The organism is Burkholderia sp. AU15512, assembly GCF_002223325.1.
Classification (GTDB): domain Bacteria; phylum Pseudomonadota; class Gammaproteobacteria; order Burkholderiales; family Burkholderiaceae; genus Burkholderia.
Genome location: NZ_NKEX01000003.1, coordinates 703,109 through 729,193, shown reverse-complemented (window position 1 = coordinate 729,193; position 26,085 = coordinate 703,109). Strand labels below are relative to the sequence as shown.

The window sequence follows — 26,085 nt, the reverse complement described above, 5'->3', positions numbered from 1 at the left end:
CAATGAACCTGTCACGCCCCTTCATCACCCGCCCCGTCGCGACGACGCTGCTCGCGATCGGCGTCGCGCTCGCGGGCCTGTTCGCGTTCGTCAAGCTGCCGGTGTCGCCGCTGCCGCAGGTCGACTTCCCGACCATCTCGGTGCAGGCGTCGCTGCCGGGCGCGAGCCCGGAAACGGTCGCGACCAGCGTGACGAGCCCGCTCGAGCGGCACCTCGGCTCGATCGCCGACGTGTCCGAAATGACGTCGACGAGCACGGTCGGCAACGCGCGGATCATCCTGCAGTTCGGGCTGAACCGCGACATCGACGGCGCCGCGCGCGACGTGCAGGCCGCGATCAACGCGGCGCGCGCCGACCTGCCCGCCGCGCTGAAGAGCAACCCGACCTACCGCAAGGTCAACCCGGCCGATTCGCCGATCATGATCGTGTCGCTGACGTCGGAGACCTCGTCGCCCGCGAAGCTGTACGACGCCGCGTCGACGGTGCTGCAGCAGTCGCTGTCGCAGATCGACGGGATCGGCCAGGTGTCGGTCAGCGGCTCCGCGAACCCGGCCGTGCGCGTCGAGCTCGAGCCGCAGGCGCTGTTCCACTACGGGATCGGCCTCGAGGACGTGCGCGCGGCGCTGGCCTCCGCGAACGCCAACGCGCCGAAGGGTGCGATCGAATTCGGCCCGCAGCGCTACCAGCTCTATACGAACGACCAGGCATCCCAGGCGTCGCAATACCGCGACCTCGTCGTGGCCTACCGCAACGGCTCGGCCGTGCGGCTGTCCGACCTGTCGGACGTCGTCGATTCGGTCGAGGATCTCCGCAACCTCGGCCTGTCGAACGGCAAGCGCGCGGTGCTCGTGATCCTCTACCGCTCGCCCGGCGCGAACATCATCGACACGATCGACCGCGTGCGCGCGGCGCTGCCGCAGCTCACCGCGTCGCTGCCGGCCGACATCACCGTCACGCCCGTGCTCGACCGCTCGACCACGATTCGCGCGTCGCTGAAGGACACCGAGCACACGCTGCTGATCGCGGTCAGCCTCGTCGTGATGGTCGTGTTCCTGTTCCTGCGCAACTGGCGCGCGACGCTGATCCCGAGCGTCGCGGTGCCGATCTCGATCATCGGCACGTTCGGCGCGATGTACCTGCTCGGCTTCTCGATCGACAACCTGTCGCTGATGGCGCTGATCGTCGCGACCGGCTTCGTCGTCGACGATGCGATCGTCGTGCTCGAGAACATCTCGCGGCATATCGAGAACGGCAAGTCGCGCATGCAGGCCGCGTTCGACGGCGCGCGCGAGGTCGGCTTCACGGTGTTGTCGATGAGCATTTCGCTCGTCGCGGTGTTCCTGCCGATCCTGCTGATGGGCGGCATCGTCGGGCGGCTGTTCCGCGAGTTCGCGCTGACGCTGTCGCTCGCGATCGCCGTCTCGCTCGCGGTGTCGCTCACGGTCACGCCGATGATGTGCGCGCGCCTGCTGCCCGAGTCGCACGACCCGCAAAACGAAGGCCGCTTCGGGCGTTTCCTGGAACGCTGTTTCAGCCGCATGCAGCGCGGCTACGAGCGCTCGCTGTCGTGGGCGCTGCGCCGGCCGCTCCTGATCCTGCTGACCCTGTTCGCGACCATCGGGCTGAACGTCTACCTGTACATCGTCGTGCCGAAGGGATTCTTCCCGCAGCAGGACACCGGGCTGATGATCGGCGGCATCCGGGCCGACCAGTCGACGTCGTTCCAGGCGATGAAGCTGAAGTTCTCCGAGATGATGCGCATCGTGCAGAGCAACCCGAACGTGAAGAGCGTCGCGGGCTTCACCGGCGGCACGCAGACCAACTCGGGCTTCATGTTCGTCACGCTGAAGGATCGCACCGAGCGCAAGCTGTCGGCCGACCAGGTGATCCAGCAACTGCGCGTCCCGCTGTCGGATGTCGCCGGCGCGAGCACGTTCCTGCAGGCGGCGCAGGACATTCGCGTCGGGGGCCGGCAGAGCAACGCGCAGTACCAGTTCACGCTGCTCGGCGATTCGAGCGCCGACCTGTACAAGTGGGGGCCGATCCTGACCGAGGCGCTGCAGAAGCGCCCCGAGCTGACCGACGTGAACTCCGACCAGCAGCAAGGCGGCATGGAAGCCATGGTGACGATCGACCGGGCGACGGCCGCGCGGTTCGGCATCAAGCCCGCGCAGATCGACAATACGCTGTACGACGCATTCGGCCAGCGCCAGGTCTCGACGATCTACAACCCGCTGAACCAGTACCACGTGGTGATGGAAGTCGCGCCGAAGTACTGGCAGAGCCCCGAGATGCTGAACCAGGTGTGGATCAGCACGTCGGGCGGCAGCGCGAACGGCTCGCAGACCACCAACGCAGCGGCCGGCACCTACGTCGCGACCTCCGCCGGCACGTCGAGCGCCGGCACGGCCACGCAGAGCGCCGCGGCGATCGCGTCCGACTCCGCGCGCAACCAGGCGCTCAACTCGATCGCGGCGAGCGGCAAGTCGAGCGCGTCGTCGGGTGCGTCGGTGTCGACGTCGAAGTCGACGATGATCCCGCTGTCGGCGATCGCGACGTTCGGGCCGAGCACGACGCCGCTGTCGGTCAACCACCAGGGGCTGTTCGTCGCGACGACGATCTCGTTCAACCTGCCGCCCGGCGTGTCGCTGTCGCAGGCGACGCAGGTGATCTACCAGACGATGGCGCAGGTCGGCGTCCCGCCGACCATCGTCGGCAGCTTCCAGGGCACCGCGCAGGCGTTCCAGCAGTCGACGAACGACCAGCCGATCCTGATCCTCGCGGCGCTGCTGGCCGTCTACATCGTGCTCGGGATCCTGTACGAGAGCTACATCCATCCGATCACGATCCTGTCGACGCTGCCGTCGGCCGGCGTCGGCGCGCTGCTCGCGCTGCTGCTGTTCAAGACCGAGTTCAGCATCATCGCGCTGATCGGCGTGATCCTGCTGATCGGGATCGTGAAGAAGAACGCGATCATGATGGTCGACTTCGCGATCGACCAGACGCGCAACCACCAGAAGTCGTCGTTCGACGCGATCCACGAGGCGTGCCTGCTGCGCTTCCGCCCGATCATGATGACGACGATGGCCGCGCTGCTCGGCGCGCTGCCGCTCGCGTTCGGCCACGGCGACGGCGCCGAGCTGCGCGCGCCGCTCGGGATCGCGATCGCCGGCGGCCTGATCGTGTCGCAGGTGCTGACGCTCTATACGACGCCGGTCGTCTACCTGTACATGGACCGCTTCCGCGTGTGGGGCGAGAAACGGCGCAACCGCCGCGGGAATAACGGCGGGCCGGCCGTCGCCGGCGAGTGATGAAGCGGCCGCCTCGTGCGGCCGTTTTTTGCGCTTGAACCGCGGCGACGATCGGCTATCGTGAGTCCATGCCCACCGCTGCGCCCTTCCCGGGAACCCGCCATGAACGTTCAGCTCAACCACACGATCGTCTGGTGCCGCGACAAGCGCGCGTCGAGCCGCTTCCTCACCGAGCTGCTGGAATTGCCGCCGCCGACCCCGTTCGGCGCGATGCTGGTCGTCCCGCTCGGCAACGGCGTGTCGCTCGATTTTTATGAACGGTCGGGAGCGATCGCGTCGCAGCATTACGCGTTCCTGCTCGACGAAGCAGGCTTCGATCGCGTACTCGCGCGCATTCGCGAGCGCGGGCTGCCGCACTGGGCGGATCCGGCCAAGCGGCAGCCCGATGACATCTACCGCCACAACGGCGGCCGAGGCGTGTACTTCGACGATCCGGACGGCCACTTCCTCGAAGTGATGACGCAGCCTTATGTGCTGAACGGCTAGCTCGACGGGCCGGCGTTGCACCGGCCGGTACCGTGGCGCGGATGCCGCCCCGCTCGGGACGGCATCCGGCCGACCGACGTTACTCGGCAGCGTCCGCCGCCGGCTTGCGCGGACGACGGGCGCGCGGTGCGGCCTTGCGTGCCGGCTTCTTCGGCTTGGCAGCGGCCGGCGTTTGCGCAACCGCTTCGGCATGGGCTTCAGCCGGTGCCGCGTCGTGCGACGGATGGGCGGCGGCACGCTCGCCGCCGGCATCGCCTGGCGCCGGCCCGGCGTGCGTCATCGTGACATGCCGCTCGTCGCCCTGCTCCGCGTCGCGATGCGCGTCGTCGGCATGCTTGCCGTGCGCGTGCTGGTCGCCGCCGTGCGTCGGCGCGCCATGCCCGGCGGCGTCCGGCTCCCCGGCTGCCTGACGGCCTGCGCGCTTCGCGGCGGCGCCCTTCTTCGCGCCAGCCTTTTTCGCCGCGGTCTTGCGCGCGCGCTTGCGGCCATCCTTCGCATCGCCATGCGCGTCGGCCATTTCGGCCGTTTCCGCCGGCGACATCATCGGTGCCGCGTCGGCCACCTCGGCGACCTCGGCCACTTCCGCCTCGACCGGCACGCTTTCGTGCATGACCGCTTCCGCCCGCTGCCCGCGACGTTGCGCATTGCGTCCGGCCCGCGCCGGCTCGGCCGCGCGCGTACCGTGGTGCGCGCCGCCGTGTCCGCCGCCTTCACCGCCCGCCGTGACGTGCTCCGCGGCCGCCTGCTGGCGTGCCCGCGACACGAACGCGCCCGACTTGTCGTCACGCCCCACTTCGAGCAGGCCGCGCGCCTGCGCCTCGTCGAGCAGGTTGCCGAACGCGCGGAATCCGTAGTACGACTCGTTGAAATCCGGCTTGCGACGCTTGATCGCGCTCTTGAGCACCGACGCCCAGATCTTGCCGACGTCGTCCCGCTCCGATGCCAACGCGTCGAACGTCTCGACGGCCAGCGCGATCGCCTCGGCCTTGCGCGCGTCCATGTCGTGCTTGCGCGACGACGGCTCGTCGGGTCGCTTCGCGCCGCCGTTGCCCGCGCGCTGCTGCTGTTCGCGCTTCGCGAGCGCGCGCTGCTGCTCGCGCACCAGGTCGTCGTAGAAGATGAATTCGTCGCAGTTCGCGACCAGCAGGTCCGACGTCGATTTCTTCACGCCGACGCCGATCACCTTTTTCGCGTTCTCGCGCAGCTTCGACACCAGCGGCGAAAAATCCGAGTCGCCGCTGATGATCACGAACGTATCGACGTGCGACTTCGTGTAGCAAAGGTCGAGCGCATCGACGACGAGCCGGATGTCGGCCGAATTCTTGCCCGACTGGCGCACGTGCGGAATCTCGATCAGCTCGAAGCTCGCCTCGTGCATCGACGCCTTGAAGCCCTTGTAGCGATCCCAGTCGCAATAGGCCTTCTTCACGACGATGCTGCCCTTCAGCAGCAGGCGCTCCAGCACGGGCTTGATGTCGAACTTCTCGTACTTCGCGTCGCGCACGCCGAGCGCGACGTTCTCGAAGTCGCAGAACACGGCCATGCTGACGTTGTCCAGGGGTATTGCCATGTGTACTCCAACCAGTGGGCCGATGCGTTGTATGACGTAACGGCGAAAAATGCATCGCGCACATGATAGCCGGTCGGCGCGGCATTCCCGCATCCGTGTGAACGAATGGCGGCCGGAATGTCGGTGTCGTTCGCGCGCTGCCGGTATGCCCGCTGCCGGTATGCCCCTTAATACACCCCCTCCGCGGCGGCAAATCGACATTACACTTGAGTTATCGGTCGTCCGTCCCTATCTGGAAGGATGACGCATCGAGCAAGGAGCGGTTTCATGACGACGAAGGTACTGCTGATTGGCGCGACCGGCCGAACGGGCCAGGCCTGCGCGGATCTGCTGCTCAAGCAGCCGGAGTTCGAGGTCACGGCGCTCGTGCGCCGCCACGGCTATGCGCTGGCAGGCGCACGAGTGGTCGAAGCCGACCTGACGAACGATTTCTCGCACGCATTCCAGGGCATCTCGCACGTGATCTACGCGGCCGGCTCGGCCGAATCGGAGGGCGCGGCCGAAGAGGAGCAGGTCGACCGCGACGCGGTCGCCCGCGCGGCCGAATACGCGCTGGCTTACAACGCGCAGAAGCTGGTGGTGATCAGCTCGCTGTCCGCGTACCGGCCCGAGCTCGGCCCGGACGCGCTGCGCCACTATTCGCAGATGAAGCGCGAAGGCGACGATCGCGTGATCGCGTCGGGCGTCGACTACGCGATCCTGCGCCCCGGCCCGCTCACGGACGATCCGGGTGTCGGCAAGATCGCGCTCACCGACGCATGGTTCGATGGCGCCCCACCCGTATCGCGCCAGGATGTCGCCTGGGCCGCGATCGAGGCGATCAAGCTGGGCATCTCGCGCAAGATCGTCGGCTTCGTCGGCGGCAGCGTGCCGATCGAACAGGCATTGCGCGCATAACGGCCTCTCACGCGCGGCGGCTGCGTCGCTCCGTACCGGCGGCCCGCACGACGGGCCGCTTTGCCGTGCGGGCCGCCCGCTTACTGCTTCTTCGGATGCGCGTCCGCCCACGCCTTCACGGCGGCGAGCGTGTTCTCGACGTGCTTGTCGGGCGACAGGCTCGTGTATTCGTAGAGCACCTTCCCTTCCGGCGAAATCACGTAGGACACGCGGTTCGCCTTGTCGATCGCCGGCAGCTTCGCGTCATATTCCCGGATGATCTTCGCGTCCGGATCGGCCGCGACCGGGAACTTGCTCCGGCACTCGCTCACCGAGAACTTCGTCAGCGTGTCGATCTTGTCAGCCGAGACGCCGATCACCGTCGCACCGTAAGCCTTGTAACGGTCGACCGCGTCCGCGAACGCATGCGCCTCGATCGTGCAGCCCTTCGTGAACGCGGCCGGATAGAAATACAGCACGACCGGCCCCTGCTTCAGCGCGTCCGCGAGCGAGTACGTGTAAGTCTTGCCGCCCAGCGACGCCTGCGTCGTGAAATCGGGCGCCGCGGCACCCGGCTTCAATTCCGCCCGCGCCATCAGCGCATGGCCGGCCACCAGCGCCGCCACGGCGGCGCCCAGCAACAGTTTTCGCTTCATCTGCGTCCTCATTTCTTATAAAGTCAGCCTCAATGTAGGCCCCGCCGGCGTTCGCCTGTCGAACACCCACGTGGCCGATCCGGTCCAGCGGCAACGCCATCCGCGGCCGGTCCGTTAAAGATTCCGCACAGTCTGCCGTTATTCCTTCCGGACAACCGGTTCCAGCCCTTCACGTCAGCGAGAAACATGGAAGCCAACAGGAAACAGACGTCACGCAAGGGCTCCTGGCGCAGCGCCTTGCATACGCTGCGCCGCTTCGCCTGGTCGGGCGGCGCGCTGATGCCCGCGCGCGCCGGTGCGCCGCGACGCGACGACTCCGTGCGCAACTGGCTGGAACAGACGGTCGGCACGGTGGATTTCCTCGCCCATGTCGACCGCGAGCTGCGCTTTCTGTACGTGTCGGACGCGAGCCTGCGCTTCATCGGCTACCACCGCGACTACCTGCACACGCTGACGCTGCGCGACCTGATCGCCGAACAGGATACCGCGGCGCTCGAAGGCCTGCTTGCACGCGCCGCGCGTTCCGGCCAGGTCGAGAAGGCGACGATGTGCATCGTCAAGTCGCTCACCTACCCGCTGGACGTCGAGATCCGCGCGTTCAAGAGCCGCCATCACGGGGTCGACGGATTCGCGATCGCGGCGTTCGACGTGTCGTCGTGGCGCGCGCTCGAGGCGCGCCTGACTTACGAGATGCACCACGACCCGATGACGGGGCTCGACAACCTGTCCGCGCTCGTGCCAGCGCTGATGCGCGCGCAGCAGGCCGCCGACGGGGACGGCTCGTGCGCGGCGCTGCTGCTGCTCGACCTCGACGACTACCAGCGGATCAACCGCGCGCTCGGCTACGACGCGGGCGATACGCTGCTGCGCGAGACCGCGCAGCGGCTGAAGGCGCTCGTCACGCCGAACGAGCAGCTCGCGCGCGTCGCGAGCGACAAGTTCGCGGTCGTGCTCGGCGCACCGAACCGTACGCAGGCGAGCAATGCGGCGGACGCACTCGCCCGCCGGCTGCAGGCCGCGGTGCGCGAGCCCTACGTGTACCAGGGGCAGACCGTGCACCTGTCCGCGAGCATCGGCATCGCGCTCTACCCTGACGAGCGCTCGGCGCCGCACCGCGCGCAGCACCACAGCCCGCTGCTGCGCCGCGCCGACCACGCGCTCGCGCAGGCGAAGGCGTCGGGCGGCAATGCGCTCGCGTTCCACGCCCCCGTCGACGATCCCGCCGACGCCGAACGGCTGAAGCTCGAAGCCGACCTGTACGACGGCGTGCGCAACGGCGAGTTTTCGCTCCATTTCCAGCCGATCACGCGCAGCCAGTCGGGCGCGGTGGTCGGGGTCGAGGCGCTGATCCGCTGGCGCCATCCGGTGCACGGCCTCGTGCCGCCGGCGACCTTCATTCCGCTCGCCGAATCGATCGGCCTGATCAACTATCTCGGCAACTGGGTGCTCAAGGCCGCGTGCATGCAGCTCGTCGCCTGGGATCGCCAGGGGCTCGCGCTGCAGTACGTGGCGGTCAACGTGTCGCCGCAGCAGTTCCGCGACCCGCGCTTCACGCAGAGCGTGCGCGAGGCGATCGCGCTGACGGGCATCGACCCGCGCCGCATCGTGCTCGAAATCACCGAAAGCCTGCTGATGCACGATCCCGCGCAGGCCAAGGGGCTGCTCGAGGAGCTGACCGATCTCGGCATCCGCTTCGCGATCGACGATTTCGGCACCGGCTATTCGAGCCTCGCGTACCTGCAGCGCTTCCCGCTCGCGAAGCTGAAGATCGACCGCAGTTTCGTCGAGAACCTGCTGACCTCGCGCAACGATCGCGCGATCGTGTCGGCGGTGGTCGGCCTCGCGCAGACGCTCGATCTCGAACTCGTCGCCGAAGGCGTCGAGACCGAGGCGCAGCGCGAATTGCTGACGGAGATGGGCTGCAACCATATCCAGGGCTGGCTCGTCTGCCAGGCGCTGCCGTCCGAGGAGCTCGCGCGGCGCTTCGAGGCGCAGCAGCTGCACCTGCACGCCGCCGCCTGACGCGCGCGGCGAACCGGACAGATCCGTATGTCAATCACCGAACACCTGCCCCGCACCGCATTGCTCGACAAGCTGTGGGCCCGGATGAACGAACGGGGCGATTTCCCGCTGCTGTCGGAATCGTTGCGCGCGACGATGGCCGCGATGAAGAACGACGACCTCGACTTCACCGCGCTCGTGCGCGTCGTGCTGTCGGACTTCGCGCTCACGCAGAAAGTGCTGCGGCTCGCGAACTCCGCGATGTACATGGCGTTCGGCGGCAACATCACGACCGTGACCCGCGCCCTGATGGTGCTCGGCATGGACGCCGTCGGCCACCTGGTCGTCGGGCTCAAGCTCGTCGACCATTTCCACCACAGTACGCCGCGGCGCATCGACGCGAAGCTCGAGCTGAACCGCGCGCTGCTGTCCGGCTGCGTCGCACGCAAGCTCACCGAGCGCGCCGAGCTGCGCGCGGGCGAGGAAGCCGTCGTCTGCACGCTGATGCGCCAGGTCGGCAAGCTGCTCGTGGTCTGCTATCTCGACAGCGAATGGGACCGGATCCGCCGTCGCGCGGCCGAGCTGAACGGCGACGAAGCGGCCGCCTGCATCGATGTGCTCGGCGTCGGCTTCGACGAGATCGGGCTCGAGGCGGCTGCGCGCTGGCGCTTGCCGGACGTGATTCGCGCGGGGATGGCCGATCACGACCACGTGGCCCACGCCGGCGCGTTCGGCAACGACGATGACGATCACGATGCGGGCCGTGCGAGCGATGACGGCCCGGCCGACCGCGTCCGCTGGCTGCGCGCGATCAGCCGCTGCTCGACCGACGTCGCGGGTGCGCTCGTGATGCCCGCGAGCCCGCAGCGCGACGCACGCATCGCGGCGCTCGCGCAGCACTACGGCGCGGAACTCGACATGGAAGCCGACGCGCTCGTCGAGATCGCCGAGCGGCTCGCGCGCGAGGAAGCGAGCGACACCGTGATGCGCGAGATCGTCGAGCTGCGCGCGAACGCCGATGCGATCGCGCGTGCGCAGGCCGCGCCCGAGGCGTGCCTCGAAGCCGGCCTCGCGGACCTGCGTGCGTTGCCGTCCGAGCACGTGCTGACGCCGGTGCTCGCGCTCGCGTCGGAAAGCCTGCTGGCCGGCCTCGCGTTCACGCGCACCGTGATGTTCGTGCGTCACGACGACGGCATGTTCGCCGCGCGCCTCGGCTTCGGCCCCGGCGTCGATACGACGCTCGACCGGCTGCGCTTCGACGAGCGTTTCGAGCCGGACGTGTTTCATCTCGCGATCTCGAACTCGGTCGGCATCTTCATCGAGCAGGCGCAGGAGCCGAAGATGCTCAAGCGTCTGCCCGCGTGGTATCTCGACGCATTCGACGACACGCGCGCGTTCGTGCTGCTGCCGGTGCGCGTCGGCGCGACGACCGTCGCGCTGCTGTACGGCGACTGGGCCGGCGCGCAGCCCGCGCGCAAGATCACGCAGCAGGAGATGGCCGTGCTCAACGAGCTGGCGCGCGAACTGGGCCGGTTCTTTCCGGCCTGACGCGCCGCCGGCCGCTGCTGCGCGGTTTCCCGCCAATTTCCGCCCCCAAAAAACAAACCGGCCGCATCAGCGGCCGGTTTGCTTGCATCGTGCGATCGAACGCCGCGCTTACTTGAGCGTCACGGGCACGCTGAAGTACTTCTTCGCGAGGTTGTCGATCGTGCCGTCGGCCTTCAGTTCCTTCAGCGCCTGATCGAGCGCGGTCTTCAGCGCCGCGTCGTTCTTGCGCAGGCCGAAGCCGACGCCCGAGCCGAGGATCTCGGCGTCGCTCACGGTACCGCCCGCGAACGCGAAGCCCTGGCCTTGCGGCTTCGTCAGGAAGCCCTTCGAACCGGCTTCCGCGTCCTGGAACGTCGCGTCGAGACGGCCCGACTTCAGGTCGGCGTAGGCCAGGTCCTGCGTCTGGTACGGCACGACTTCGACGCCGGCCGGCGCCCACTTCTTCTTCGCGTACGCTTCCTGGATCGTGCCCTGCAGCACGCCCACGCGCTTGCCCTTCAGCGATTGCGGGGTCGGCAGCAGGCCGCTGCCCTGCTTCGCGATCAGCTGGTTCGGGATCGTGTAGATCGCATCGGTGAACGCGATCGCGTGCTTGCGCTGGTCGGTGATCGTCATGTCCGAGTTGATCGCGTCGAACTTGCGCGCCTGCAGCGCTGGGATCAGGCCGTCGAAGTCGTTCTCGACCCACACGCACTTCGTCTTCAGCTTCGCGCACACCGCGTTGCCGATATCGATGTCGAAGCCGGTCAGCTTGCCGTCGGGCGTCTTGTATTCGAACGGCGCGTACGAGGCTTCGACGCCGAAACGGATCTCCTTCAGATCCGCTGCCATCGCGCTGCCTGCCGCCACGGCCGATGCCGCCACCACCGCATGCGCGGCCACTTTACGCCAATCCAACTTCATCAGGTGTTCTCCTCGATACTCGAATGTTCCGGAACTACGGGCGCATGCATCATTGCAGGGTCGGATGACCACGGCAATGCTGCCGCCGCGCCGTGATGCGGCGCAACAGCCGCAAGGCCGCGATTGTACCAATCCGCGCGGCCCGATATGGCAAAGCAGCGGCCGGCCCGCGATGCTGCGCTGCGGGCGCCGACGCCAGCCGGGCGGCCCGTCGAACTTGCAAGACGATGTCGCAAATACGCAAGCGCGACCCGCGGGCCTTCCGCGCGGCAGGTGGACGCTATCTCTAAACAGGAATGGTGGCCGGGCGAGGCGCGGGCCGCGGGTTGCCGCGGCCACGCACAACCGGTCACCGTCAGACGAGCGCGGCGACCGTCTCGCGAGTCGTATCGACGACGAGCAGGCCCGCGCGCAAACCCGGCTTCACCGACGGATTCGGGAACACGATGCGCTCCTCGTCGTGCGTCACCGTGTAGCGGTAATCGCCGTCCTGCGCGAGCACCGTGCCGCGTGCGAACGCGGTGAAGTTCGCGACGTCGGCCGCGACGAACAGCTCGAGCGCATCGCTCTGCTTCGTGATCTGGTCGATCACCGTGAAGACGCGCGGCAACGGCGCGTCGGCCTCACGAGACGCGCCCGACACGAGCTTGCGCACCGCGCGGTCGGCTGGCGCGAAGCGGGCCAGGTCGTTCTGGCCGAACGGGCGCACCTTGCCGAGTTCCAGCGTGCACGCGAGCGCGCCGCAATGCTCGGCCGTGAAATGCGAGTACGTGTTGCCCTTCGCGGTATGCAGCAGCACGGCCGCAATGCGCGCGTCGCCTAGCCATTCGAACATCGTGCGCGTCGGCGGCATGCCCGTGTGCGGCAGCAGCGCGAACTGCTCGAACACCGACGCGCGGATCGCCGTATGCATGTCGATATGCCAGCGCGCGGCGCCGGCCGGCGCCGCCGCGAAGAATGCAGCGGCGGCCGCTTCGAGCTGCACGGCGCGCGGTGCTTCGCGGCTGTCGGGCACCTGCGCGTGACGGCCGCTGAACAGGCGGTTCAGGTCGTCGTCGAGATAGCGTTCGCCGGCACGCATCGCCGGCACGTTGCCGAGCACGACGAGCAGCCGGCACGCGAGCGGCAGCGCGCCCGAGGCGAGATCGCGCACGAGCATCGACAGCAGCTCGATCGGCGCCGTCTCGTCGCCGTGCACGCCGGCCGACACGAGCACGCTCGCGCGCGCCGCGCCGGCGGCCTCGGCCGCCACCGGTTCGAGCGCGAGCAGCCCGTCGCCGCGCCATTGCCAGCGCACGGCGCCGGCCGCGCAGGTGCCGTCCGTCGCGGACGGTGCGCTGCCGGTCAGCGTGAACGCGAGGAAGTCGTCGAGCAGCGCGCCGGCCATGCGGGAATCAGCGCTGGAAGTCATACAGCGAACCGACGCGCAGGATCTGCGTGAGCTCGTCGAGCGCAGTGCGCGATTCGTCGAGCAGCGCAGGATCGGCGAGGTCTTCCGGTGCGAGGCGGTCGCGATAGTGCCGGTCGATCCACGTGTCGAGCGACGCGAACAGCGTGTCGTTGATCCACACGTTCGACGTGACGGCCGCGCGCTCCGCTTCGTTCAGCACGACGCGCAGGCGCAGGCACGCAGGGCCGCCGCCGTTCTTCATGCTTTCGCGCAGGTCGAACACGAGCACGTCGTGGATCGGGCCGTTGCCGGCCGCGAGTTCGTCGAGATAGGCCGCGACGTTGCCGTTCTCGCGGCATTCCTGCGGCACGACGAGCACCTGCGAGCCGTCCGCGCGCGACAGCAGCTGGCTGTTGAACAGGTACGACGTCACCGCGTCGTTCACGCTCACGGCGGCCTCGGGCACCTCGATCACGTTCAGGCGCGCACCGCGTGCGTCGAGCGCGGCGGTCAGCGTGTCGTAGATCGCCTGCTTGTTGACGAACGCGCGCTCGTGCGTGAACAGCGTGTCGCGGTTGCCGACCGAGATCACGTCGTTGTGGAACACGCCCGCGTCGATCACGTCCGGATCCTGCTGCGCATAGACCGTCGCCTCCTCGGCAAGGCCGTGGCGATGCGCGACCGCGCGGCTCGCCTCGAAGGTCTGGCGCGCCGGGAAGCGCTTCGGCTCGGGGCCGCGGCGGTATTCCGCGCGGCCGTACACGAAGAACTCGATGCCCGGCTTGCCGTATTCGGCGCAAAAGCGCGTGTGGTTCGCCGCGCCTTCGTCGCCGAGTGCCGGCGTGCCGGTCAGCGCTTCGTGCACCGCGAAATGCGCGGGATCGGCGAACAGCGTCGACAGCGTGCGGCGCGTCGCTTCGTGCTCGATCGCGCGATGCAGCTTGCTGCACAGGTTGGCCGGCGTGAAGTGCACGCGGCCGTCGCTCGTGTCGGCCGACGGGCTGACGGTGGCCGCGTTCGCGGTCCACATCGCCGATGCCGAGCTCGCCGCGGCGAGCAGTTCGGGCGCCTGCTTCGCGGCCTTCGCGATCACGTCCGCGTCCTTGCCGGAGAAGCCGAGCTCGCGCAGCAGGCGCAGCGACGGCCGCTCCTGCGGCGGCAGCACGCCTTGCGCGAAGCCGAGATCCGCGAGCTGCTTCATCTTGCGCAGCCCCTGCTTCGCGGCGGCCTTCGGGTTCGCGGCCGACTTTTCGTTGTTGAGCGACGCCACGTTGCCGAACGACAGCCCGGCATAGTTGTGGGTCGGGCCGACGAGCCCGTCGAAATTGGCTTCTTGTGCGTTCATCGTCGTTCCCTCGATCAGAAATGCAGGCCCGGCGACAGGCTCGCGGGCAAGGTCAGTTGCGTGCTTTCCACCGACGCCATCGGATACGCGCAATAGTCGGCCGCGTAGTACGCGCTCGGGCGATGGTTGCCCGAGCGGCCGGTGCCGCCGAACGGCGCGGCGGACGACGCGCCGTTGGTCGGCCGGTTCCAGTTGACGATCCCGGCGCGAATGGTGCGGCGGAACTGTTCCCATGCGTTCGCGTCGTCGGCCAGCAGGCCGGCGGACAGGCCGAACGCGGTGTCGTTCGCGCGCTCGATCGCTTCGTCGAACGTCGCGTAGCGGACGATCTGCGCGAGCGGGCCGAAATGTTCTTCGTCCGGCAGGTTCGCGACGCCCGTGACGTCGACGATCGCCGCGTTCACGAAGCCGAGGCGCGGATCGCGCTGCGTCATCGCGATGATCGGCTTCGCGCCCTGCTCGATCAGGCGCGACTGTGCGTCGACGAGCTTCGCCGCGGCACGCGCCGAGATCACCGCGCCCATGAACGGCTGCGGATCGGCGTCGAACACGTCGGCCGTGATCTTCGACGTGACGTCGGCGAAGCGCGCGAGGAAGCGGTCGCCGAACGCGCCCTGCGGCACGAAGATGCGGCGCGCGCACGTGCAGCGCTGGCCGGCCGACAGGAACGCCGACTGGATGGTGTGATGGACGGCCGCGTCGATATCCTCGACTTCGCCGATCACGAGCGGGTTGTTGCCGCCCATCTCGAGCGCGAGCACGATTTCAGGACGGCCGCCGAACTGCTTGTGCAGCAGCGTGCCGGTATCCGAGCTGCCGGTGAAGAACAGCCCGTCGATCTGCCGATGATTCGCGAGCGCGATGCCCGTGTCCTTCTCGCCCTGCACGAGGTTCAGCACGCCGTCCGGCAGCCCCGCTTCCTTCCACACTTCGACCGTCGCACGCGCGACGCCCGGTGCGAGCTCCGACGGCTTGAACACGACCGCATTGCCGGCGATCAGCGCGGGCACGATATGGCCGTTCGGCAAGTGGCCGGGGAAGTTGTACGGGCCGAACACCGCGACCACGCCGTGCGGGCGATGGCGCAGCACCGCGACGCCATCGGCCATGTCCTGACGCTTCTCGCCGGTGCGTTCCTGGTAAGCCTGGATCGAAATGCCGACCTTCGCGGCCATCGACGCGACTTCCGTGCGCGCTTCCCACAGCGGCTTGCCCGTCTCGCGGCCGATCGCGGTCGCGATTGCTTCCTTGCGTTCGGTGAGCAACGCGGCGAAACGCTTGACGATCGCGCAGCGCGATTCGAAGTCGAGCGCCGACCAGCCGGCGAAGGCGCGGCGCGCGCTTGCGACCGCACGATCGACGTCGGCTGCCGACGCGCTTTCACCCTGCCATGCGATCTCGTCGGTGCCGGGGTTGCGCGAAGCGAACACGGGGCCCGAGCCTGCGACCCAGGCGCCGTCGATGAAGAGTTCCGTCATGATTCGTTTATCCCTGTTTGACTTTGAGCGGCAGCACGCGGACCGGATCGCCGGCCTTCACGTCGAGCGCGACGGCATCGTCGGCCGACAGCACGAACGAGCCGTTCGCGACCACGCCCGGCGCGACGCCGACGCGGAAGTCGGTGAGCGACGTGTTCGACACGAGCGACTTCGGGGCGTCTTCCCGCGCATCCGGCACACCGATCGCGACCGGCACGACGACGCTCTCGCGCACCGTGCGCAGGTCGTTGACGTGGCATTCGAGCACGGGGCCCGCGTCGAAGATGTCGACGTGATTCTGGTAACGCAGCCCTTCCGCCTCGAGCATCTTGCGGGCCGGCAGCGTATCGCGGTGCGTGAGGCCGACCGCGTCCTGCGCGTCCTGCGGCAGCAGGTCGACGTACACCGGATAGCGCGGCATCAGTTCCGCGAGGAACGACTTGCGGCCGTGCGAGCTCAAGTAGTCGGCCGCGTTGAAATCGATCTGGTAGAAGTGCGAACCGACTGCGCGCCAGAACGGCGACGTGCCGTCCTCGTCGAAGTGGCCGCGCAGTTCCGCGCAGATGCGTTCTGGAAAGCGCTCGCGGAATTGCGCGATGAACATGAAGCGCGAGCGCGACAGCAGCCCGCCCACGCCGCCCGTGCGATAGCGCGGGCTCAGGAACAGCGAGCACACTTCCGCGTAACCGGTCAGGTCGTGCGAGATGTTCAGCGCGGACATCCGCGTCCACACGCCGAGCTCCTGGCTCGCGTGCACGACCGTGCTCACGCGGTAGTTGTAGAACGGCTGTTCGAGGCCGACCTGCGTCTCGATCCCGCACACGCCCGCGATGTCGCCCGTCTTCGATTCTTCCATCACGAAGAAGTAGCCGGCCTCGCCGGCCGCCGCCTCGCCCGCGAGCGTGCGGCGCGTGCGCTCGATGCGCGCGGCGAGCGCGTCGCGGTCGGGCTTGAACGTGGTCAGGCCCGGCCCGGTTTCCTTCGCGAGCGACACGAGCGCGTCGACGTCGCCCGTTTGTACGACCCGAACGACGATCATGCTGCGTCTCCCTTCAAATCTTCATCGTCGCGGCGGTGCAGCGGCACGCAGCGCACGACATCGCCATCCTTCACATCGAGCGCCGCGCGCACGTCGCCGGCCAGCGGCGCGTCACCCGCGTCGCCCGGCAGGTCGGCCAGCACGCAGCGGAACGATTCGCCGCTGCCCGTCGACACCATGTAGGCGACATCGCCCTGCTGGTGCGCGGCCTCGCGCACGGTGCGCTCGGCGCCGTGCTTCACGCACGCGGTGCGGTCGACTTGCGCGGTCAGCACCGGGCCCGCGTCGAAGATGTCGACGAAGCGGTCGGGCTCGAAGCCTTCCTCGAGATGGATGTCATAGGCGAGCAGCGCCGATTCGTTCGGCTCGCCGAGCACGCGCTGCGCGGCTTCCGGCAGCAGCGGCACGTAGAGCGGATACGCCGGCATCACTTCCGCGATGAAGGTCCGGCTGCGGCCGCCCGACGCGATGTCGACGTCGGTGAAGTCGCGGCCGAAGAACTTGCGGCCCACCGCTTCCCAGAACGGCGATGCGCCGTTGCCGTCGCTCACGCCGAGCAGCAGCGTGAACACTTCCGGCGTGAAGCGGCGGCGGTTCGCGGCGATGTACATCATCCGCGCACGCGAGATCAGGTGCGCGGCCGCGTCGCCGCGCAGCGACGGATCGACGTAGAAGCCCGCCAGCCGGCTCTTGCCGGTCAGCTCGTGCGACATCGTGAGCGCGTGGATCTTGCGGTTCACGTGCAGCTCGCGCGACGCGTGGATCAATGCGTCGTTGCGGAACGCATAGAACGGCTCCGAGTAACCGGCTGCGGCCACGATGCTCGCCGTGCCGAGCAGCTTGCCGGTCGACGAATCCTCGAGCACGAAGAGGTAGAACTCCTCGCCGGCGAAGTCGACGTCCGCGCGAAACGAATCCTCGGAGAGCGCCACGCGCGCCTCGAGCGCCGCGCGGTCGTGTGGCAGCGAGTGCAGGACCGGCTGCGCGGTGCGCGCCATGTGCGCGAGCGCATCGAGATCCGTGAGTTTGCCGGGGCGAACAAATAGCATCGTCGTTCCTGTCTGCGATGGGTGCGCCGATCAGCGCGCGGTGGCTTCCTGGGCGGCGAGCACTTGCTCGACTGCCTTCTCGAAGCGCTTCATGCCTTCGTCGAGCAGGTCGAACGGAATCACCAGCGACGGCACGAAGCGCAGCACGTTCGGGCCGGCGATCAGCATGATCAGGCCGTTTTCCGCGGCGGCGGTGACGAAGTCCTTCGCGCGGCCGTCGAATGCCGCGGTGAGTTCCGCGCCGACGAGCAGGCCCTTGCCGCGTACGTCCTTGAAGATGCCGAAGCGCGCGTTGATGCGCTCGAGCGCGCCTTTCAGGCGCACGCTGCGTTCGCGCACGCCTTCGAGCAGTGCCGGGTCGCTGATCAGTTCGACGACCTTGTCGCCGATCGCCGATGCGAGCGGGTTGCCGCCGTACGTCGTGCCGTGCACGCCGACCTTGAAGTGCGCAGCGAGTTCGTTCGTCGTCAGCATCGCGCCGATCGGGAAGCCGTTGCCGAGCGCCTTGGCGGTCGTCAGGATGTCCGGCGTGACGCCGGAATCCATGTAAGCGTAAAACTGGCCCGTGCGGCCGACGCCCGTTTGCACTTCATCGAAAATCAGCAGCGCGCCGTGCGCATCGCACGCTTCGCGCAGCGCCTTCAGGAAGGCCGGATCGGCCGGGATCACGCCGCCTTCGCCTTGCACCGGCTCGACGATCACCGCGCAGGTTTGCGGGCCGATCGCGGCCTTCGCGGCTTCGATGTCGTTGTACGGCAGGTGCTTGATGCCTTCCGGCACGGGGCCGAAGCCTTCCGAGTATTTCGGCTGGCCGCCGACGCTGACCGTGAAGAACGTGCGGCCGTGGAACGACTGGACGAACGAGATGATTTCGGCTTTATCGGCGCCGTGGCGATCGAATGCGACGCGGCGCGCGAGTTTCAGGGCGGCTTCGTTCGCTTCCGCGCCGGAGTTCGCGAAGAACGCGCGGTCGGCGAAAGTCAGCGATTCGAGACGCTTCGCGAGGCGCAGCACCGGCTCGTTCGTGTAGCCGTTGCCGATGTGCCAGAGCTTGCGGCCTTGTTCGTCCAGGACTTTCAGCAGTTCCGGGTGGCCGTGGCCCAGCGACGTCACCGCGATGCCGCACGCGAAGTCGATGTACTCGCGGCCGGCCGTATCCCACACGCGGGAGCCCTCTGCGCGATCCGGCACGAACGGCGCGGGGGAAAATACCGGCACCATCACTTCATCGAATGTCTGGCGGGTCACGGTCGAGGTCGTCATGGTCGTTCCTTTCGGTTTCGTAAGAGGGTTCAACAGGATCAAGTTTAGGTAAGGGTGACGCAAGCGTCTTGCGGAATTGCGACGGGTTCTATCGGAAGCGGATAGTGCGGTTTGTTTTTGCCCTTCCGGGCGGGCGGGGGTTCGGTTTCGGTGGGCGTATTTTGAGGCTTTTTGGGTGGGTCGCTTGCGGTTGGCGTGAAGCACCTGTTGTCTTAGCGGTCTATTAGCGTCGCCCCTGCGCGGGGCGGCGGTTACTTTTCTTTGTCTTGCCAAAGAAAAGTAACCAAAAGAAAGGCGCTCGGAGAACGCATGACCTCCCGGTGCCGTGGCACTCGGAGTGGATCGCGCCTAAGTGTCCGCGCCAGTCCAGAACACGGAGTGGTTCGAGCAATGGTTCTGACACCCTCCACTACCCAACAGAGCGGTATACCGCCCGCTAGCTCCGCCCTCGCTGCGCTCGGCCGACAGGGACACCCCCGCCAGTAACGCTCCAGGTCAATCAGTTCCAGCAATCGCTCGCGAGCCCCCGAATTCAGCGAATCAAGGCATGCCCTCATTCGCCACGAAAAAGGGACGCAGCACGCACTTACGTGCTCACGCCGTTATCCAACACTCACCGATGGCAAGCAGTCCGATCGGGTACGAATGGTGTGAGAAAAGAGGGTTGCGTGCTTTGCTGATGCAGCGCTGGCAGAAGCATGTGAGCGCATGCAACGCGACGTGAAGTACCTTGCAGCCGAGCGTAGCGAGGATGGAGCTAGCGGGCGGTATACCGCTCTGTTGGGTAGTGGGGGGTGTCAGAACCATTGCTCGAACCACTCCGTGTTCGTGACTGGCGCGGACACTTAGGCGCGGCCCACTCCGAGTGCCATGGCACCGGGAGGTCTTGCGTTCTCACAGCGCCTTTCTTTTGGTTACTTTTCTTTGGCAAGACAAAGAAAAGTAACCGCCGCCCCGCGCAGGGGCGACGCTAATAGACCGCTAAGACAACAGGTGCTTCACGCCAACCGCAAGCGAACCGCCAAAAAAACCAAAATCAATCCTTCCCCCCGCGCTCGACAAGCGCGCCCCCGCGAGGCTCGCCGCCGCCCCCGGTTTGCTTCTCGAGCCAGGCTCTCCGATCCTCCCGAGGCGTGACTCCAAACCTTTCGCGGTAAGCGTTAGAAAAGTGCGCAGCAGAAGAGAACCCACAGGCAAGGCTAACCTGAACAACCGACTTGCTAGTCCGCTGCAACTGAGTCCGAGCCTTGAGCAACCGAAGATTGAGGTAATACTTGGAGGGCATCGCCCCGAGATACTGTCGAAAGAGCCGCTCCAGTTGCCGGCGTGACACGCCAACGAGCTCGGCGATCTCATCGGTGGTCAACGGATCCTCGACATTGGCTTCCATGAGCAGCAAAGCATCATTCAACCGAGGATGCCGCTCGCCCGGCGCAGTCACGAAAGGAATCCGCTGCCGCTCCTCGCCGCTGCGCAAAGTCCCGGCGCCGAGCGCATCGGCGATCCTCTCCGCGAGGTCCGGCCCATGTTCCCGGCCAATCATGGCCAGCATGAAATCAACAGTAGCCTGCCCACCGGCACAGGTAGCCCGATCGCGATCGATCTCGAAGATCTGCTGCGTGACGATCGACCGCTCGAACTGTTCGGCGAACTGCTGATACGTCTCCCAGTTCACGCTCACGCGATACCCGGAAAGCTGCCCGGCCATGGCCAGCCACCAAACGCCATGATGAATCCCGGTGACGACAGGCGTGCGCTGCCCCACCCTCGCGAGACTCGCGAGAAACAACCGATAGTCGGCAAACTGCTGAAACCGCTCCGACACGACGATCACCCAGTCACACGCGATCGCATCGTTGAACGCCGCATCGGCATGCCACTGCGCGCCGCCGGCGAGCGGCACCGGCCGCCCGTCCCACGAACACACCTGCCACCGATACAGCAGCCGCCCGTCGATCTCGTTCGCGAGATTCAGCGCATCGACGATCGGACCCACGCCCGACATCGACACGGGCGGCAATGCAACGATCGCCACCTGCGTCGTGCGGGTGGCGCCTGCGGGACGAGACACCGGTACCACGGTCGAAACCTGCCCTGTCGCGTTACTTGAGACTGCCCGACAGGAACTGCTTCAGCCGCTCGCTCTGCGGGCGGACCAGCACTTCCTTCGGGTCGCCCTCTTCCTCGGTCCGCCCCTGATGCAGGAACATCACGTGGTTCGACACGTTGCGCGCAAAGCCCATTTCGTGCGTGACGACGATCATCGTGCGGCCTTCCTCGGCCAGCTTCTGCATCACCTTCAGCACTTCACCGACGAGTTCCGGGTCGAGCGCCGACGTCGGCTCGTCGAACAGCATCACGTCCGGATGCATCGCGAGCGCCCGCGCAATCGCCACGCGCTGCTGCTGGCCACCCGACAGATGCGACGGATACTGCTTCTCGACGCGCGGCGGCAAGCCGACCTTCTCCAGGTACTCGCGCGCCCGCTCCTCGGCTTCCTTCTTCGAAATGCCGAGCACGTGCACCGGCGCTTCCATCACGTTCTCGAGCACGTTCATGTGCGCCCAGAGGTTGAAGTGCTGGAACACCATCGCGAGCTTCGTGCGAATGCGCTGCAGCTGCTTGTGATCGGCGACTTCGAGCGCGCCGGCGCGGTCGGTCTTCGTGCGCACGGCCTCGCCGTCGACGACGATCTGCCCCGCATTCGGCCGCTCGAGAAAATTGATGCAGCGCAGGAACGTGCTCTTGCCCGAGCCGCTCGCGCCGATGATGCTGATGACGTCGCCGGCCTTCGCGTTCAGCGACACGCCCTTGAGCACTTCGTTGTCACCGTAGCGCTTGTGAATGTCGACCGCGGCAAGCTTGGTGGAAGCGGCAGCGCTCGGTTGAGTGATCTCGGCCAACTGGCTCTCCTCGAAGTGATTCAATGACGGGCGGCCGCGAGATACGCAAGCCAGTGGCGCTCCGCGCGGCGAAACGCCGCGACGAGTGCGAACGATACCGCAAGATAGATCAGCGCGGCGATCCCGAACGACTGGAACGCCATGTAGGTCGCCGAATTCGCGTCGCGCGCGACCTTCAGGATGTCCGGCACGGTCGCGGTAAACGCAACGGTCGTCGCGTGCAGCATCAGGATCACCTCGTTGCTGTACAGCGGCAGCGCGCGGCGCAGCGCCGACGGCAGGATCACGCGGCGATACATCGTGAACGGCGACATCCCGTACGCCCGCGCAGCCTCCACTTCACCGTGCGGAATCGCGCGGATCGCACCCGCGAAGATCTCCGTGGTGTACGCGCAGGTGTTCAGCGCGAACGCGAGAATCGCGCAGTTGAAGCCGCTGCGGAAGAACGCGTCGAGCAGCGAGTGCGAACGCACGAACTCGAGGCTGTACATGCCCGTGTACAGCAGCAGCAACTGCACGTAGAGCGGCGTGCCGCGGAACACGTACGTGTAGAACCGCACCGGCGTCGACACCCACTTGTTCTTCGACACGCGTGCGACCGCGAGCGGCACCGCGCACACGAAGCCGAGCGAAATCGACGCGACGAGCAGCCACAGCGTCACCGCGAGGCCGGAGAGGCGCTGGCCGTCCCAGTAAAGGAACGCCTGGCCGAATTCCTGGAGAATTTCGATCATAGATCTGCGTGCCGCACGCCCATGGAATAACGCTTCTCGAGCTGGATCAGCACGAGGTTGGAAACGGTCGTGATCGCGAGATAGATCAGCGCCGCGACGAGGATGAAGAAGAACATGTTGAACGTGCTCTTGCCGGCGTCCTGCGCGGCCTTCACGACGTCCGCGAGACCGATGATCGACACCAGCGCGGTGGCCTTCACGAGCACCTGCCAGTTGTTCCCGATCCCGGGCAGCGCGAAGCGCATCATCTGCGGAAACATGATCCGGGCGAACACGCGCGCGCCGCTCATCCCGTACGCCGCGCCGGCTTCGAGCTGGCCGCGCGGCACCGACAGGAACGCGCCGCGGAACGTCTCGGTGAAGTACGCGCCATAGATGAAGCCGAGCGTCAGCACGCCGGCCACGAACGGGTCGATGTCGATCTGGTTCCAGCCGACGAAGTCGGTGAACTGGTTCAGCCAGATCTGGATGCTGTAGAACAACAGCAGCATCAGGACGAGATCGGGCACCGAGCGGATCAGCGTCGTATAGCCGGTCGCGATCGCTCGCAGCACCCGGTTGTGCGACAGCTTCGCCACCGCGCCGATCAGCCCCAGCGCCACCGCAGTGGCGAGCGACAGCACCGACAGCTCGATGGTCTGCACGGTGCCGGCCCAGAGGACAGGACCAAAGCCGTAAAGGAACACGCGCGTCTCCAGAGTTGGAATGGATGCCGACGCGTATGCCTGTCCCGCGCCGGGCTGACGCGGATAGTCGCAAGCGAAATTGATTGCCTCAAACCACCTTGCCGGTGATTGCTGCGTCGCAACAATCTGTCCCATCATTTGCAACCACGGCCTACGCCGCTGTTTCAAAAGGAAAAAAGCCGCTTCCTGACAACCGGATAACCGGCGGGGAAGCGGACTTTTTGCAATTTTCCGGTCGCTTTTTCGATATAGCGCCGAAGACGGGTTGCGCCTACCGCCCTTTCAGGATGTCGGAGCGCGAAGTCGTATAGACAAGCCCGTCCGGGCCGAAATGGACGTTGAAGAATGCGTCGGTGTTGACGCCGTCCTCGAGCCAGCGCCAGCTCCAGACGATCTCGGGCTTGAGCGGATATTGCGCGATGTCGCCGGGCTTGCCGAGCAGGCGCCGCACCTCGTCCTCGTTCATCCCGGGGCGCACCTTCGCGAAATTCTCGGCGGTCAGCACCTGCGTCGCGCCCGTGTAGCGGCCGTTCGCATCGAGATCGACGAACCACGTCTGGTTGCCCATCGGGCCGCGCGGGTATTCGAGCCGCTTCGAGCCGTCGGTGAAGTCGCGCTCGGTCTCGGGCTTGCCCATCGTGCCGCGCACGTCGGCCTCGGTCGATTCGCCGACCTTCAGCCCCTTCAGCAGCAGCGGCGCGGGCTTGATCGCGTTGAAGAAGTCCCTGATACGTTGCACGTCGAGATTGCCTTGCTTGTCGTCGCAGCCGGTCAGCGCCAGCGCGGCGGCCAGCATCGTCACGGGAAGCAGCCGGAAACGGAAATTCATTGGAAGAAATGCGCGTCGAGAAAACACGCGGCAAGGATACCCGCGCAATGCCAAAAGCGCGAGACGGGCGCGCGGCCCGTCTCGTGTTCAATGCATCGTTTCGGTTTCAGTCTCGGCCCGGGTCGTGCGGCTCGTCGCTTGCGGCGCGCGCGGCACGGCCGGCGGCACGCCGATACGGCGGCGTGTGCGCACGAGTTCGGCCAGCTGCCACGAACCGAGCGCCAGGCAGCCGAACAGCACCTCGCGGCCGCGCTTGACCAGCGCGAGCGACAACGCCGTCTCGCGATCGACGCCGAACATCTGCGCGAGCAGCACGACGGTCGCCTCCTGCACACCAAGGCCGCCCGGCACCATGAACGCCGCATGGCGCACGGCCTGCGCCATCGCCTCGATCGCGATCGCGCCGCCGATCGACACCGGATGGCCGAGCAGCGCGAGCGCCCAGTAGATCTCGAGCGCGCCGAGCACGTAGCCGGCCAGTTGCCAGAAGAATGCGCTGAACAGCAGGCCCGTGCGCGACATCAGCCCGTCGATATCGGCGTCGAGCCGCTTGCCGTCGACGCCCTGCAGCAGCCGGTGCGAATCGCCGAGCAGGTGGCCCGCGAAACGCTCGATGGCATGGAAGATGCCGCCACGGCGCATCAGCACGACGCCGAGCACCGGCAGCGGCAGCGTGAGCAGCAACGCGAGTCCGATCGTGCCGCCGCCCATGCTGTCCGTTGTCGCAAGCAGCAGCACGAGGCCGAGCGCGGCGAACGCATACTGGACGACGATCGTCACGAGCAACTCGACGATCACCGATGCCGTCACGCGGCTCGCGTCGGGCACCTGCCAGCGCGCGAGGCGGATGCCGACGATCTCGCCGCCGATCCCGACCACCGGCAGCAGCCGGTTCACGGCCTCGCGCACGGTCGCGATCCACCACAGGAAGGGCAGCGACGAGCGCTTGTCGAGCAGCAGGTGCCACGCGTAGGCGTCGAGCAGCAGCGGCAGCGCATGGAACGGCACGAGCCACAGCAACGCGTAACCGGCGCGCGCGAGCATCTGCGATACGTCGCCGATGCCCTCGTGCAGCCCCAGCGCGAGCAGGATGCCGATGCCGAGCGGCCAGCCGAGCCATTTGATCCACTTGGTCATGACGGCTGCGCTCCCGCTGCGCGCGACGCCGGCGCGGCGCGCCGTGCGGCGGGCTGGCCGAACACGTCGGCAAAGCCGCCGGTCGCGACGCCCGCCGCCTTCAGCGCGGCCGCGACGCGCGGCGACAGCAGCGCATCGAGTTCGTCCACCGGACGGTAGCCGGCCATCGTCGGCGTGATCGGGCCGTCGCCGGCCTCGGCCGGATGGCAGTAGATCTCGCCGACACCCGGCGGCAGCGTGGCGAGCGCATCGAGCAGCACGGCCTCGTCCATCGCGCCCGTATGCTCGATCCCGACCACGTAGTCGTTGTGCGCAAGCCCCGCGCGGTCGAGCCGCGCGCGCACGAGCGCGATCCACGGCTTGAGCAGCGCGGGTGCGCTCGTCTCGTATGGCAGCCGCACCGCGCGCAACCCGTAGTCGCGGCCGATCTCGATGATCAGCGACAGGACGGTCGGATGCAGGTGGAAATGCTTGTGCGCGTTCACGTGGTCGAGCGGCAAGCCGCTCGCCGCGAACGCGTCGAACTGCGCGCGAATCTCGCGGCGCAGCTGCGCCCGCACGTGCGGCAGGAAGAAGAAGCGGCAGCCGTCCTTCGCCATCGCATCGCCGAACCGCCCGTCGGGGCCGACGAGCGCGGGAATCTCATGGGCGGGCAGCGTGGCCGGCCCGTCCGCGAGGACGAGATGCAGGCCGACTGCGAGCGACGGCAGCCGCCGCGCGCGCTCGATCGCATCGTGCGCGGCGGGCGCACCGACCATCAGGCTGGCGGCGTTCAGCACGCCGTCGCGGTGCGCGCGCTCGACCGCCGCGTTGACACGCGGGTGCAGCCCGAAGTCGTCCGCGGTGAAGATCAGCGCCCGCGCCGCCGGCTGCGTCGCCAT

Annotated in this window: 21 protein-coding genes; 5 read left to right on the top strand and 16 right to left on the bottom strand. The window is 67.4% G+C overall.

The window, feature by feature from the left end; translation table 11 throughout:
- Positions 1–2 precede the first annotated feature (2 nt).
- Both CFB43_RS06045 and CFB43_RS06040 read left to right on the top strand, forming a co-directional pair.
- A complete protein-coding gene (locus CFB43_RS06045) occupies positions 3–3,311 on the top strand; it encodes an efflux RND transporter permease subunit (RefSeq protein WP_089494418.1) in 3,309 nt (1,102 codons plus the stop codon).
- Positions 3,312–3,413: 102 nt separating this feature from the next.
- Positions 3,414–3,797: a VOC family protein gene (locus CFB43_RS06040; RefSeq protein ID WP_089494417.1), complete on the top strand. Its 384-nt coding sequence runs from the start codon at positions 3,414–3,416 to the stop codon at positions 3,795–3,797.
- A 79-nt stretch (positions 3,798–3,876) separates the two neighbouring features.
- Here the strand turns inward: CFB43_RS06040 and CFB43_RS06035 are convergent, their stop codons facing one another.
- Entirely contained in the window at positions 3,877–5,367 is a 1,491-nt protein-coding gene (locus CFB43_RS06035; RefSeq protein WP_089494416.1) for an NYN domain-containing protein, read from the bottom strand.
- 267 nt (positions 5,368–5,634) lie between these two features.
- Here CFB43_RS06035 and CFB43_RS06030 point away from each other — a divergent pair, with 267 nt between their 5' ends.
- Entirely contained in the window at positions 5,635–6,264 is a 630-nt protein-coding gene (locus tag CFB43_RS06030; RefSeq protein ID WP_089439591.1) for an NAD(P)H-binding protein, read from the top strand.
- Positions 6,265–6,344: 80 nt separating this feature from the next.
- On the opposite strand, the gene CFB43_RS06025 is transcribed toward CFB43_RS06030, so the two are convergent.
- On the bottom strand, positions 6,345–6,899 hold the full coding sequence (locus tag CFB43_RS06025; RefSeq protein ID WP_089494415.1) for a peroxiredoxin: 555 nt from the start codon (positions 6,897–6,899) through the stop codon (positions 6,345–6,347).
- Between the two features lie 279 nt (positions 6,900–7,178).
- Here CFB43_RS06025 and cdpA point away from each other — a divergent pair, with 279 nt between their 5' ends.
- Positions 7,179–8,921 (top strand): putative bifunctional diguanylate cyclase/phosphodiesterase, encoded by a 1,743-nt coding sequence (cdpA, locus tag CFB43_RS06020; RefSeq protein WP_206150870.1) that lies wholly within the window; start codon positions 7,179–7,181, stop codon positions 8,919–8,921.
- Positions 8,922–8,948: 27 nt separating this feature from the next.
- A complete protein-coding gene (locus CFB43_RS06015; protein ID WP_089494414.1) occupies positions 8,949–10,448 on the top strand; it encodes an HDOD domain-containing protein in 1,500 nt (499 codons plus the stop codon).
- A 108-nt stretch (positions 10,449–10,556) separates the two neighbouring features.
- Here the strand turns inward: CFB43_RS06015 and CFB43_RS06010 are convergent, their stop codons facing one another.
- From CFB43_RS06010 to hpnK, 14 genes are all read right to left on the bottom strand, one after another.
- Entirely contained in the window at positions 10,557–11,351 is a 795-nt protein-coding gene (locus CFB43_RS06010; RefSeq protein ID WP_043182082.1) for an ABC transporter substrate-binding protein, read from the bottom strand.
- A gap of 355 nt (positions 11,352–11,706) precedes the next feature.
- On the bottom strand, positions 11,707–12,762 hold the full coding sequence (astE, locus tag CFB43_RS06000) for a succinylglutamate desuccinylase (RefSeq protein WP_089494413.1): 1,056 nt from the start codon (positions 12,760–12,762) through the stop codon (positions 11,707–11,709).
- A complete protein-coding gene (gene astB / locus CFB43_RS05995; RefSeq protein ID WP_047850485.1) occupies positions 12,746–14,086 on the bottom strand; it encodes an N-succinylarginine dihydrolase in 1,341 nt (446 codons plus the stop codon). Before astB ends, astE begins: the two co-directional genes overlap by 17 nt.
- Before the next feature lie 14 nt (positions 14,087–14,100).
- Positions 14,101–15,564, bottom strand: coding sequence for a succinylglutamate-semialdehyde dehydrogenase (gene astD / locus CFB43_RS05990; protein WP_089494412.1), 1,464 nt, complete (start codon positions 15,562–15,564; stop codon positions 14,101–14,103).
- A 7-nt stretch (positions 15,565–15,571) separates the two neighbouring features.
- Entirely contained in the window at positions 15,572–16,603 is a 1,032-nt protein-coding gene (gene astA / locus CFB43_RS05985) for an arginine N-succinyltransferase (RefSeq protein WP_089494411.1), read from the bottom strand.
- Positions 16,600–17,652: an arginine/ornithine succinyltransferase subunit alpha gene (gene aruF, locus CFB43_RS05980; protein ID WP_089494410.1), complete on the bottom strand. Its 1,053-nt coding sequence runs from the start codon at positions 17,650–17,652 to the stop codon at positions 16,600–16,602. The genes astA and aruF overlap by 4 nt, the downstream gene beginning before the upstream one ends.
- 30 nt (positions 17,653–17,682) lie before the next feature.
- Entirely contained in the window at positions 17,683–18,915 is a 1,233-nt protein-coding gene (locus CFB43_RS05975) for an aspartate aminotransferase family protein (RefSeq protein WP_089494409.1), read from the bottom strand.
- 1,036 nt (positions 18,916–19,951) lie between these two features.
- Entirely contained in the window at positions 19,952–20,995 is a 1,044-nt protein-coding gene (locus CFB43_RS05960) for a GlxA family transcriptional regulator (RefSeq protein WP_089494408.1), read from the bottom strand.
- A gap of 22 nt (positions 20,996–21,017) precedes the next feature.
- On the bottom strand, positions 21,018–21,818 hold the full coding sequence (locus CFB43_RS05955; protein WP_089494407.1) for an ABC transporter ATP-binding protein: 801 nt from the start codon (positions 21,816–21,818) through the stop codon (positions 21,018–21,020).
- 20 nt (positions 21,819–21,838) lie between these two features.
- On the bottom strand, positions 21,839–22,552 hold the full coding sequence (locus CFB43_RS05950; RefSeq protein ID WP_011351456.1) for an ABC transporter permease: 714 nt from the start codon (positions 22,550–22,552) through the stop codon (positions 21,839–21,841).
- On the bottom strand, positions 22,549–23,238 hold the full coding sequence (locus CFB43_RS05945; RefSeq protein ID WP_089439580.1) for an ABC transporter permease: 690 nt from the start codon (positions 23,236–23,238) through the stop codon (positions 22,549–22,551). Before CFB43_RS05945 ends, CFB43_RS05950 begins: the two co-directional genes overlap by 4 nt.
- A 271-nt stretch (positions 23,239–23,509) precedes the next feature.
- The gene (locus CFB43_RS05940) at positions 23,510–24,067 is read right to left on the bottom strand and encodes a hypothetical protein (protein ID WP_011351454.1); all 558 of its coding nucleotides are present in this window, start codon (positions 24,065–24,067) and stop codon (positions 23,510–23,512) included.
- Between the two features lie 87 nt (positions 24,068–24,154).
- Positions 24,155–25,204: a lysylphosphatidylglycerol synthase domain-containing protein gene (locus CFB43_RS05935; protein ID WP_089494406.1), complete on the bottom strand. Its 1,050-nt coding sequence runs from the start codon at positions 25,202–25,204 to the stop codon at positions 24,155–24,157.
- Entirely contained in the window at positions 25,201–26,085 is an 885-nt protein-coding gene (gene hpnK, locus CFB43_RS05930) for a hopanoid biosynthesis-associated protein HpnK (RefSeq protein ID WP_089494405.1), read from the bottom strand. Before hpnK ends, CFB43_RS05935 begins: the two co-directional genes overlap by 4 nt.